We start from the raw sequence: 12245 nt of genomic DNA on the forward strand, positions 1-12245 counted from the left end.
ATCTTTGGTAGAAACGGCATTTAAAGAGGGTTTTACAAGTAACAACACGGTAGAGATTAGTCAATTTATTGATGATATGTTAAATGAATTAGAAAAGATTAAATAGAACCATTGAAAGCAATAAAAAAGCAACCTCGGCATTGGCCAATGAACGAGGTTGCTTTTTTGTAAGGGTTTGTTCATACGTATCCGAAGTATGAAACATTCATAGATTACCACGTTCTGTAATTAGAGGCTATTTTTAATATGTTGCTACATATACAAAATAAAAGAACAACCTCTGCAGTGGACGGGAGGTTGCTCAAAGATAGGGTTACGTTGAAATTTGTAAAAAATAGTCTGACTTTTAATATATCATATTTGTATACAAAATCAATTATTTGAAACGTTCTGTATATGTATAAAAGGATTATCTGCCAAAAGAAGAGTTAGATAAGGCGAATGAGCAGGTTTACGAATTAAGAGAAGAGAATAAGACCTTAAAAGCCTGGAAGGAAAAAGTCTTGAATTGGATTGATAAGCATGTTGAGAAAATGAAACAGATTTCGTTCTTTCAACATGTTGGGGGAATTCACAAGCGTAATAAGCGTAGGGATCAAGAAATGGAAAGATAATAAGATTAATATGCAATTTAGCTAAGAACAGCAAGCATAAGAGCAATTTGACTCAACAGCATTTCTTTTAAACTAGAATCAGTACAGGTAGAGTGTTGTTCTAGTAAAAACAATAGTTCCCTGTTGAATAAGAAAAGTTCGTATCGAGTCAACATAAAATTTCTCCCCCGTTTTTGAAAAATTTTATAAGCATGAAAAAGCTACCTTATTTCTATGGGCATTGGCTTTGCATAGAAATAAGGTAGCTTTTTCATAGGGTTCACACGTATAACAAATAACGAGAAGATAACTTCAGATTAATAATATCATCTTTTTTCCATAAAGGGTACATTTTTCCGTTATAGGATCAGAGCATTGCTAGCTTTAAAAGGATAAATAAGAAAACGCTTAAGTAATCATACTCAGCGTTTTTTTATTTTATTTCATATCAGTTGATGATGGGTATTGTTCAGAGAGAATTAAATCATCTTCTACAAGAATATAAGGGTGTGTTTCCATCAAAATATTCCTCAGGTATTTTGGCATTCTTTCATTTTTATATGCACAAATTAATGGAAAAGATAGTTGGTTTACAGCATTATCTACTATCTTTTCAAAATCATCGATCAGATGCAGAGGATCTTCCATACTACTCCATTCTACATGTGCCCATGATCTAAAAGAAATTTCTTTTTCTAAGTAAGGTTGTACGGTTTTATTAAAGTAATCGAGGATTGCAGGTGGATGATAACTACCACTTGAATAATAGAAATCGAAATTGTTAATACGGTTTATCATTTTCATTTGAGCTGTGGTCAATAGTGTTTTGAGTTCGTTATGAATGAAAGGATATAAACGGTCATTTTCAATAAGAATAACGCAATCTCCAGCAAAGATTCCATTTTGGATATAATTCACAGCTTGTCTTATATAGTTTTCTGACTCGTCGTAGGAATACAGTACATGAACACTCTTTTGGTCTTCAAACAACTGATTCATTTTATTTTTGAACACATAATCCCTTCTTTCTTCTATCTCTCTAATTATACTTGGATTATGTAAATTGAATACAGTGGTGAATTTTTTATTTATACTTTATCAGAGTGTAACATATGTATAAAAGGTGCGCTTTTTATACATTTTTCTTCTACTTAAGCCTTGGATAATCAGCGTTATATCAAGGATGTATAAAAAGCTGCATAATAAAGAAACGTTACCCTCATGGAAACCCCTCTACGCCAAGGGGTTTCTTTTCCCATGTGTTCCGGAAAGAGTGATTATGTTAACTAACTTTGTATATCTTATACAGGCTGAAAACAGAAAAAACTGCTATCGGGGAGGAGGCAGTTTTTTCTGTTTTTAGATGTTATGCAATTGGGTTTTATAAGTCGATGCTTCACAGCGTCTTGGGTAGTTTGCTCAGGAAGCAATATAATATGTATTAAATTCAATATAAACCATGTTATATCTGAATAAAGGGTAATCTTAAGTCTTTTTATTTGCGTTATATGTATATAAAGAGTAATTCTGACTAGAGGTATTCATGTCTACCATAAAACCTACTTTTGAATATCCTATATCTTTTAAAACTTCATCTAGATCCTCAATCTCCATGGCACTTTCTACACAACACATGTGATATAAATGATGAATCATACTAACTACTTTCTTTTTGTCATTTATTGTTTTTAAATTTCTTTTCCAAAAAGAGAATGCTAAAGTTTCATAACCATCAGAGTTTTTTAAAAGTTCAAGTTCAATATTCATTTTTGACCTCTTTTATTATCAATTTTTATCCCTTAGTCTCACGACTTTGCCTTCTGAACTTAATTCTACTTCATATCTAATTTTCGAGATATCTTTCCATTCGCCTTTTCCAAAGAACTGAGGATTAAGCAGAAAGACTCCAGTTTCTTTTTTAATTAATATATTTTTCTTTACAAGTTGATTAACTGCATTTGTTACTGATTGCTGTTTGATTCCTAAGCTTTCAGCTACAATTCTTTTATAACCTGAGTTAATTATTATAAATTGTCCTTTGTTTGCGTAAGTAACGCCTTTAATAAGTTCATACAATACTTTACTTATCCAGCCCTGTATTTCTGCCAAAACTACAATATTGTCTAAATATACTTTTACATAGTCTGGCTCTTTTCCGTAATTAAAAGATACACTGGTAGTTTCTTCGGTTATTTCCCCATTCATATCAACAACTTTTGTTGTTTCTACTTTTGAAACTTTAGCCATATTGCCTAACCACCCTTATCAATTTTTACCAATTAATTATTTAATTTCATAATAACTTATATATAAGTTTAAATCAACTCTTAATTAGGGTTTAGATTAACTCTAATAAAGAGTTGATTTAAACCCTTGATTTTTTTAAAAAAATAACCCTCTATAAAAGTTAAAAATAACTCATATATGAGTTAAAAATAACCCTCATAGGGGTTAAAACTAACTTGTATATGAGTTATTCTTCTCTTTCAAAAAAACCTTATAAACCTTTATATATCAACGTTTATATCAATATATGAAATTCTTTTTCCTTCTTTTATTTTTTAAGGTGTTCCGGAAAGAGACATTATGTTAACTAACTCTGTATATCATATACAGCTTAAAAACAGAAAAAAACCACCTTCTCTCCAAGGTGGTTTTTTCTTATTACACGACTTTATCCAATGACACCTATTGGCATCTTGAATAGTTTGCTCAAATTTTTAAATGTTATTCATAATGGACAATTTACTTAAAGTGGGCTAATGAATATAATTTATTTGGTAGTTAATTTAACCTTCACCTTACTCCTTTTCTAAGTACCCTCATCACACATCAAAAGCCTCTTCAATCATTGAAGAGGCTTTTGGTGACGAGAAACTCTATTATGTTAACTACAGTTGTATATACTATGCAGCTTAAAAGCAGAAAAACCAACCTTTAGGACTCAGAGGTTGGTTTTTCTGCTCTTGGAGAAGAGATTCGTGTTGGATGCTGGATGCCTCACGGCGTCTTGAGTAGTTTGCTCTAATTATTTTTGTGTTATTCATCTGGACAATTTGCTTAGTAATGGGCAGTAACATACATTATGTATGACAAATACCACAACTCTTACTCTATTTTCATCCTTTGTAAGGATGGCAAACAGCCCATGAATTAATTCATGGGCTTCTTTCTAGTCGCAATATATGAACTAGAAATCTATTTAAAGAGCAAGGAGGTTAGGTTGCTCAATATTATAGTATGCAAAGTAATGAAAAAGGTTTGGACAAGCGTTCATTTTATCTAAGTTTTCTACTATTTCATACAGCCTAAAAAAAGAAAAAACTACTGGATCCGTCAGTAGTTTTTTCTCTGATTTATAGAAAGAGACAGAATGGTTAGTCGCATAATTTATGATATGTAAAGTAATTACAATTGTTTGGACAAGTGCTGATATTATAAAAAATATATAATTTCAAGGTGTTTCGTTTATTTTTATAATTTATATCAGATTATAGTTTATAACAAATATGATTATGGTCTGTAACGTATGTGATTATAATTTATAATAAATACGATTATAGTTAATTCACATAAATGTTGTTATATCAACGTTTATAGAGCTTCATCTCTTCTTTTCTTTTATTTTATGTATATGTTTTTTGTGTTGTCTTGTTGGGTTCTGAAGAGACATTATGTTAACTAAGGTTGTATATCGTATATAGTCTAAAAACCGAAAAAACTACCCTGGTGTGTGATAGGGTAGCTTTTTCGGTTACGTAATTGAGTTTCATAAGTGATGTCTCATTGCATCTTGGATAGTTTGTTCAAAAATACAAGTTTTATTCTTCTTAGTTATAATCACATACAGTGTAGATTTCATAACATGTTTGAAATGGAAATATTAGCCCATTTTACATATTTAAAAGTTAAACAAACTCATTGTTTATTATTTTCACATATGATGTTTCAACCCATGTGTATTAAAGCCTTTACTCCTTTAGTTAAATTTGATAAAAAAAGGAGTGTTTATATGTCTAGTTATGGTGGATCTGGATTTGGATCTGGTTTTGCTTTACTTGTTGTGCTATTTATTCTTCTAGTCATCATTGGATGTAGTTGTTATGGCGGCGGCTACGGCGGTTGCTAATAATTAGAGATTATTTTTATTTTAATTATTAATGATTCTTTGTTCTCGACATAAAAAAGTTAGCTTAATGCTAGCTTTTTTTACTTTATCTATGTACTGAAAATTGCCTTCTTCTGCATATAAATTAATTTCTATTATATAGGACCCTTTTTATCTAGAAAGAATAAGATTCTATCTTGATTGATTATACGGCCACAAAAGGCGCAATAGTTGGTTGGACACGTGCCTTGGCTAAAAATGTTGTGAAACAAGGGATTCGAGTCAATGCCGTCGCCCCTGGCCGAATTTGGACCCCACTTATTTCAGCAAGTTTCTCGTCAGATCAAGTCGCTGTATATGGAGCATTTAATCCAATGGAACGAGTTGCTCATCGATTTGAACTTGCACCAACCTTTGTCTATCTTGCTTCTGATGATTCTCGTTTTGTTACTGGTCAAGTTCTTCATGTTGATGGAGGGGAATCCACACATTCTTAATTGAAGGAGGTTACCATTTTGAGGTATGAATTTAATCCAGAAGTAAAATTATTGCTAGTAAACCATTCAGATAAAAAAGTAAAGATGGTCTATATGGAGGATTCCTGGCCAATGTCTAAAATAGGACTTAGACCACCATACTATTGCTATCCAAGTTATGAGCTGAATTATCCAATAATTTAATCTTTCGGAGTACGGACTTCTGTGGAAATATCGATTTTCAGCTTCAACAACGCTCTTTCCTCCCCTGAACCCTCTTGGCACCCAAACAATCACGTTTGCAATTTCCTGCTTGTGTAGAAGCAGGAAATATTACTTTGCATTTGAATACTAGTACTGTAATTCTAAAACGAAAGTGGAGGCTAGTATGATGCTAGTAAAAAAGATGTTAAATGGAATTATGATGAAAGAAATTACAATTAAAGAATTAGCTAATCAGTATGGTGTAAGTACTCGTACCATTCAATTAAGGATTAAGAAACTAGGGTACGAATGGGACAGTAAGCAAAGTATTTATCGTTATGTTGGGGAAGAGCCAGAACCTCTAGAAGTTGATTTTAATACCCTTGTTTCTAAAAATAGTAAAGTACTAGCAGAACAAACGCAAACTACTAGTGAAATAGCAGCTAGTATTAGTAATATAAATGAAAGTGAAAGTACTAGTACTAGCTTTTTAAAAGCTAGTACCAATGCTAGCAAAGTAGATGCAATTGATATCTTGCTGCAGAATCCAAAAGACCGTTCTAAAAGGATATATAGGGGTTTTTATTTTGATGACGACGTTTTAAGTATTATTGATCGAGTTCCTAAGAGTTATAAATCTGAATTGGTGAATGAAGCTTTGAGAAAAGTATTTAAAGAAAAAGGGTTATTAGACTAAAAAACTCACCTACATTTTAGGTGAGTTTTCTTGCTTATTCTACAAATAGTGTTTGCAAAAATGTAAGATTTGGTAGAAAATTAGACATAAGAAAAAGCCCTCAAGTTTTCGCCGACTCAGAGGACTTCTTCTTACAAAATATTAAGGAAGGAATTAACCTTCTGTTTTTGAATTCATTATGAGATTATTCTATCACAAAGGGTTATATTCTTTCCAGTAAAAATTGGAGGGAAACTAAGTGAAGAAGGCTTTAGAAGAAGCAGAAAAGAAAGCTAGGTTACGAGATTCAAATATTGAAGAGATAATTGGACAAGTTGCAGTTGGTTTATCAGCTGATCAGCAGAAACTGCTATTGGAAGTTTTACATAACACCACAGGGGAAAATTATTTCATCGGTAAACGTAAGAAAAAAACTGATGGGGTGAAATTTGTGCAAATAATTATGGATAATTACAATTACCTATGTAAAATCAATTACTTATCAAGTGCTGAAAAGGCGTTTCTAATGGATTTAACACCATATTTAGAATTTAAAACAAATATTATCGTAGAGCGTTCTGATGATGAGGAAGAAGTTGACGCTGATTCAGCTTCTCCTAGCTATCTTGCAAAGGTTTTTAATAAAAATAGAGGTAATATCTCTTCTTTAATGAATGGACTTCTAGCAAAAGGAATTTTAGCTGTAGCTGAATCAGGTATGACTACCGATGATGGAAGGGTTTGTACTAGTAGAACTTGGTTTGTAAATCCAAACATCATGTGCTGTTCACCGAAAGATGGTGTAGATAAGGCAACACAAAAAATATTTAAACGTTCTTTAAAAAATTTCAAAGTTGAAGGAAGTTCCAAGAAGCATCAACTTCCTATCTATTTATTTTAAGTAAGGGGAAATTCCTCTTGCTTTTTTTTGTTCATTGCTATTTACATTTATTAGGTGTCGGTTTTTTCGTACACCGGTGTACGAATTTTCGTACACCCTTGCCTCTGTAAAGGTTGATATAACAACATTCTTGTATCTGTCCCTTCTCACTCTATTTAAATAGCAATTCGCTGATAGAATTGCAAGGGTCTTTTTATACTTTTTTCGTTAAAAATATAAAATTTAAATGGCTATTTAAAATACAAGGTTCGAGTAGTATTTTTTTAGAAAACCACTTAAAAAATCTCCACTCTTTCCTCCTTGTATTTTAAATTTCGGCAGGCGTGGTTATATCGCCAAGCCGAACATACCCAAAACGAAGTTTAAGATACTCGGCTTACGACGGCCATTATACCTGCCGAACCGCCAGAGCAACTGTCCAAAATTCTACTCTTTTTCATAACATATCTACACTATTTTAAAGCCAGCCTCACACCCCAAAACGAAGGCGGCCACGTGATTTTAAAATATAAGTCTAAATCATCTTTTAAAAGGAACTTTTCTTTTATATATCGAATGACATATCATAGGACATAGCAGGAGGTTGTGCGATATGTCAGGTGACACAAAGAAGCAGCAAAAGGTTTATACAGCAAGGGAAGTTGCTACCCTTTTAGCGATACAGAACACTACTGTTCGTAAGTATTCTCAGCTGCTTGAAAAAGCAGGGTACCATATTCATAAAAATGAGTTGGGCCACAGAGGTTTTTTTGATAAGGATGTAATAATTTTACGTAAGATTAGAGAGTTGATAAAGCACCCTGATATGTCACTGGATCAGGCTATAAATGCAGTGATATCAACGGTTGGCGAAGACGATGTGTCAGACCGTGACACAGAGGAATTAGTGACATATCAGGGGACACAACAGTATGAGCAATTACTAAAACAATTTGAAGATTTTAAAGAAGAGCAAATGAAATTTAATCAAGAATTACTGAAACAGATCCAACAAAGAGATGAGTATATTTCGAAAAGATTAGAGAATAGAGATCGTGAACTTTTAGATACTGTTAAAGGAATGCAAGAAACTCAAAAACTTATTGCTGCCAGTGCAGAAAAGAAAAAGAAGTGGTGGGAATTTTGGAAATAAAAAAAGACTGCTGAATAACCAGCAGTCTTTTTTTATTTGGATGGTCAGTTTCCGATAACATCTTAATCTCTACTTTAATTATAACCCTATTTAAAAATTATTTATAGACTGTTTTTTCACTCATGTCCGGCCTTATACTGTTATACGCAAGTCAAAAAAGTATAAAGGATGTGGCTATATGAATGACAAGAAAAATGTCTTAGATCCTGGTCCATTTTTTCATGGTACTAAAGCAGAATTAAAGATTGGAGATCTGCTTGAGCCGTTGTATTTATCTAATTATCAGGATAAAAAATCTAACCATATCTATTTTACTGGAACATTAAATGCTGCTAAATGGGGTGCTGAATTAGCAAGATCTAATTCAAAAGAGAGAATTTATATTGTAGAACCATTAGGCGATTTTGAAAATGATCCGAATTTAACCGATAAAAAATTCCCTGGAAACCCAACACGTTCTTATAGATCTAAATCTCCCTTGAAAATAGTAGCTGAATTAGGTTTATGGGAAAGACATTCCGATGAAGAAATAAATCATATGCTTACATCTTTAAAAAAGTTAAGTGAAGAAGGAAAGAATGTAATATACGATTGATTCTGACGTTATAAAACTTCAGACAAATACCAGATTAAGAACGATGGCCGCCTTATAAACTGATATATAATAGGCGGCCTTTTTTATGAATATGAAAATTATGTTAAATGTAAGAATTTTGGGCACAATACTATAAGTTTATATAGATAGTATTGGAGGTAACAAATTTGAATAATAAAATGAGATTAACTTCCTCAGAAATTACAAGTTTATGGACACAATATATTCAAGATACAATGGCTGTTTGTATTAACAAATACGTGTTGGCAACTGTTAAAGACCCTGAGATTTATTCTCTATACGAATTTACCTTAGGTATATCCAAGAAGCATTTAAAAGCGCTTAGCAATATTTTCAAATCTGAAAAGTTGGAGCCGCCGAAAGGATTTACTGAAAAAGATGTAAATGTAGATGCTCCTCCTCTGTTTACAGATGTTTTTTGGTTAGGCTACATGCATGAGATGACAATGCACGGGTTAGCTGGATATAGTATATCTTTCAGTGTGTCGGCTCGAAAAGATATACGAGATCATTATTTCCAATGTAATATTGATGCTATGGAGATTTATAATAAATCGATTGAAATTCTTTTATCCAAAGGCATTTATCAACGATCTCCTTATTTTTCCAAATCTCAAAAGAGTCAATCAGTTACAGAGTTAGGGTATGTTATGGACTTATTCGGAGATAAAAGGCCTTTAAATTCAATGGAAGCAGGAAATATTTATTTTAATCTAAAAAAGAGTATTGCAGCTAAAGCTCTCGTCGTTGGATTTAAACAGGTAATTAAGGATAAAGATATTCATAAATTTATGGATAATTGTTTACATACAGTTAATAAAAATATAAATATTTTCTCTTCTGTACTTCAGGATGAAAATCTTAAACCTCCCCAATTATTAGACAGTGAAATTACAAATTCTGATATAGCTCCTTTTTCAGATAAATTAATGGTGTTTCATGCTGGGTTTTTGTTTAATTTAGCCACTACGTATTATGCTGCAGCTATGGTAACAAGTATGAGAATAGATGTAGCTGGACATTGTGATGCCTCCATTCTTCGGGATTTAAAAACGATTTCATCTTTTGGGAGAATCATGATTAAAAAAGGGTGGATAGAAAAACTACCAGAGGCGGATGATCGTAAAGAGTTACCTAATAATTGACGAGAGTTTTTACTCCTTTATAAATTTTTAAGATGTATTTTATAGTATCTGTCAACGGTAAATCGCAAGACCGACAGGTCGAGAATTTAAGGAGTTGATAGATTCACCAAACCCAAACCCTCTTGGCCCTCAAACAAACCCGTTTGTTTGACGCCAACCGGCGAGGGAGCCCCCTCAAAGGTTGAGGGGGTTGGGGGTGTTTGTAGAAGCCATTCCAAAGGGGCTTCCCTTTGGCAGGTGGTGGACGGCGTCCACGGTCTTTATGAAAAAGGGCATCCGTCTAGGATGTCTTTTTTCATTTTGGCGGAGCCAAACACAGGGAGGAACGCCGACCGCCACCTCGTAGAGCGCGCTCCCAATTTTATCGAAGATGAAAAATTGGTGTAGTGCGTTACACCAAATCTAAAGTTGTGGTATGCTAGACCCAAGTACAGTGGTCGAAATGGGGGATTGAGGGATGGCCAAATATGGGATTATCCGCATGCAAAAGTTCCACAAAGACGCAATATTGGGGATCCAGAAACACAACCAACGAGAAGGCGAGAACAGTAAAAATAAAGACATCGATTCAACCAGAACGATGCTCAACTATGACTTTGTGAACGAGGACAAAATTAAGTACCATGAAGAAATTAAGAAGATGACGGCCACCCGTGTGAAGCGAAAAATTCGGAATGATGCTGTACTGGTGGCAGAGTTCTTTGTGTCGGCCAGTCCAGAGTATATGAACGCGATGTCGCCAGACGAGCAGCGCAAATATTTTGAAGCATCATTGGACCATATAGCTGGCAAGTATGGCCAGCAGAACATTTTATATGCTGTCGTACATAACGATGAGTCAACGCCACACATGCACGTTGGATTTGTGCCAATCACAGATGATCGGCGCTTGGCGGCGAAAGAGTACTTTCATGGCAAAACGAAGATTCGTAGAATTCAGGATGACTTTCACAACTACATGAACAAACGTGGCTATGACATTGAGCGTGGCGAACCGAGCGAGCTGCAGCATAAAAGTGTTCATGAGTTTAAAAAACAAGAACGCGAAAAAGAGCTAAAGCACCTGCAACAACTAGTGGCTCACAAGGAAAAAGAGCTTCAACAGATGGACAACTTAGTGGAGTTGAAAGCAGCACCACCCGTTGAGATACGCAGTGAGAGACGGATTGAAGAGTTATGTAGCCAACCTGTTGAAGTAGAGGCGGCCAAGAGTGTCATGGGTTCCAAAGTAAAAGTGGAAGAAGCAGATTTTCATGAGCTTATGAGTCTTACAAAAGAGCTTCAGCAAACATTGGCGGCCGAGCATGAACGCACGCATGCATTGAGCCATGAACTAGATCTTTATGAAAAAGAGAATAAGGCATTAAAGCATGATTTGAGTGAGACAAGGCAAGAATTAGAGATATACGTGGCGGATCAAGATGGCCAAGTGGAGAAGGCTAAGAAACAAATGCGTCAGAAGCTCGTGCGTGATTTTTCAACTGAACAAAAGGAAAACGTCAAAGATGAGGTTAAAAGAGAACTAGATACAGAATATAAAGCTCATATAAGCTCTCTCAGTGATGATTTGATGATTGAGAAGCAGAAACATGATAAAACAAAAAAAGAGCTTGTACAGGCAAATGAAGTGAATGAGAGCTTAACGGAGATGAATCTTGGTTATATAAAGGATTATGTGCCAAAAGAAGAGTTAGATAAAGCGAATGAGGAGGTTCATGAATTAAGAGAAGAGAATAAGACCTTAAAAGCCTGGAAGGAAAAAGCCTTGAACTGGATTGATAAAAATGTGGAGAAGATGAAGCAGATATCATTTTTTCAATATGTCGGTGGGATCCGGAAGCAATCAAAACGCCAGGAACAAGACTTAGAACGGTAAAAAGGAGAAATGAAGTTGAGAAAACTTAAAACAACACTATTACTTATTGCTTTTGCAGTGGTAGCTGGTTATGATATTTATTTATTGTTGAATGCCTATCACTACGGTTTTTCTGGTCAGTAAATATAATTAAAGCCCTATAAAAAAAGCTATTTCAATCGTATTGGCATCGGAGTGAAATAGCTTTTTCTATATTACATTCAAGAGTGTTCTGGTTAGTCATTAATATCTTTATATGTGAAGTTTATCACAAACTTTCTTAGTTGTGAAGATTAAAATCAAAATTTGTCATACAAATTTTGATTTTAAGATAAAATTCCGTTGTATAAGGACATTTGTATACTGTAAAATATTTGTATGAACATAAAAAGATAAAACAAATACAAGGTTGATGGCTTTTAGAATGTTCAACCTTGTATTTGTTTTGCTATTAAAAGTAAATGGGTGAGGGGAATATTGGAGTCTCATAAAGTGATTTTAAAAGAAGCTTTAACCGTTGAGATTGAAAAAGAGAGAAA

12 protein-coding genes and 1 pseudogene are annotated in these 12245 nt (G+C 33.8%); 9 read left to right on the forward strand and 4 right to left on the reverse strand.

What is annotated here, in order from left to right; genetic code table 11:
* The first annotated feature begins 4 nt into the window (after nt 1–4).
* Nucleotides 5–106 carry an aspartyl-phosphate phosphatase Spo0E family protein gene (locus POF52_RS30495; RefSeq protein ID WP_271998015.1) on the forward strand — a complete coding sequence of 34 codons (102 nt, stop codon included), beginning with the start codon at nt 5–7 and terminating at the stop codon, nt 104–106.
* A 525-nt stretch (nt 107–631) separates the two neighbouring features.
* Here POF52_RS30495 and POF52_RS30500 read toward each other — a convergent pair.
* The 4 genes from POF52_RS30500 to POF52_RS30515 all read right to left on the reverse strand — a co-directional run bounded on the left by POF52_RS30500 (nt 632) and on the right by POF52_RS30515 (nt 2840).
* Nucleotides 632–769 carry a hypothetical protein gene (locus POF52_RS30500; protein ID WP_271997985.1) on the reverse strand — a complete coding sequence of 46 codons (138 nt, stop codon included), beginning with the start codon at nt 767–769 and terminating at the stop codon, nt 632–634.
* A gap of 262 nt (nt 770–1031) precedes the next feature.
* Nucleotides 1032–1607 (reverse strand): MEDS domain-containing protein, encoded by a 576-nt coding sequence (locus tag POF52_RS30505; protein WP_271997988.1) that lies wholly within the window; start codon nt 1605–1607, stop codon nt 1032–1034.
* Nucleotides 1608–2078: 471 nt separating this feature from the next.
* Complete coding sequence (locus tag POF52_RS30510) at nt 2079–2360, reverse strand: hypothetical protein (protein ID WP_271997992.1); 282 nt, start codon at nt 2358–2360, stop codon at nt 2079–2081.
* 18 nt (nt 2361–2378) lie between these two features.
* Nucleotides 2379–2840, reverse strand: a complete 462-nt coding sequence (locus POF52_RS30515; protein ID WP_029320839.1) for a replication/maintenance protein RepL — start codon at nt 2838–2840, stop codon at nt 2379–2381.
* A 1765-nt stretch (nt 2841–4605) separates the two neighbouring features.
* Between POF52_RS30515 and POF52_RS30520 the strand changes: the two genes are divergently transcribed.
* The 8 genes and pseudogenes from POF52_RS30520 to mobV all read left to right on the forward strand — a co-directional run bounded on the left by POF52_RS30520 (nt 4606) and on the right by mobV (nt 11727).
* Nucleotides 4606–4722, forward strand: coding sequence for a YjcZ family sporulation protein (locus POF52_RS30520; protein ID WP_080621508.1), 117 nt, complete (start codon nt 4606–4608; stop codon nt 4720–4722).
* A gap of 176 nt (nt 4723–4898) precedes the next feature.
* Nucleotides 4899–5198 (forward strand): annotated as a pseudogene (locus POF52_RS30525) (SDR family oxidoreductase); the annotation flags it as partial.
* Nucleotides 5199–5565: 367 nt separating this feature from the next.
* The gene (locus POF52_RS30530) at nt 5566–6078 is read left to right on the forward strand and encodes an HTH domain-containing protein (protein WP_271998000.1); all 513 of its coding nucleotides are present in this window, start codon (nt 5566–5568) and stop codon (nt 6076–6078) included.
* A 238-nt stretch (nt 6079–6316) separates the two neighbouring features.
* Nucleotides 6317–6958: a MarR family transcriptional regulator gene (locus POF52_RS30535; RefSeq protein WP_098580170.1), complete on the forward strand. Its 642-nt coding sequence runs from the start codon at nt 6317–6319 to the stop codon at nt 6956–6958.
* 592 nt (nt 6959–7550) lie between these two features.
* Nucleotides 7551–8090: a DUF3967 domain-containing protein gene (locus tag POF52_RS30540; protein WP_271998003.1), complete on the forward strand. Its 540-nt coding sequence runs from the start codon at nt 7551–7553 to the stop codon at nt 8088–8090.
* A gap of 178 nt (nt 8091–8268) precedes the next feature.
* Nucleotides 8269–8685 carry an NAD(+)--rifampin ADP-ribosyltransferase gene (arr, locus tag POF52_RS30545; protein WP_271998006.1) on the forward strand — a complete coding sequence of 139 codons (417 nt, stop codon included), beginning with the start codon at nt 8269–8271 and terminating at the stop codon, nt 8683–8685.
* Nucleotides 8686–8852: 167 nt separating this feature from the next.
* The gene (locus POF52_RS30550; RefSeq protein WP_271998009.1) at nt 8853–9851 is read left to right on the forward strand and encodes a DUF3231 family protein; all 999 of its coding nucleotides are present in this window, start codon (nt 8853–8855) and stop codon (nt 9849–9851) included.
* Nucleotides 9852–10308: 457 nt separating this feature from the next.
* The gene (mobV, locus tag POF52_RS30555) at nt 10309–11727 is read left to right on the forward strand and encodes a MobV family relaxase (RefSeq protein ID WP_271998012.1); all 1419 of its coding nucleotides are present in this window, start codon (nt 10309–10311) and stop codon (nt 11725–11727) included.
* The last annotated feature ends 518 nt before the right edge of the window (nt 11728–12245 follow it).

Origin of the sequence: Priestia sp. AB, from assembly GCF_028369225.1 — a bacterium.
In the GTDB taxonomy this organism is placed as follows: domain Bacteria; phylum Bacillota; class Bacilli; order Bacillales; family Bacillaceae_H; genus Priestia; species Priestia megaterium.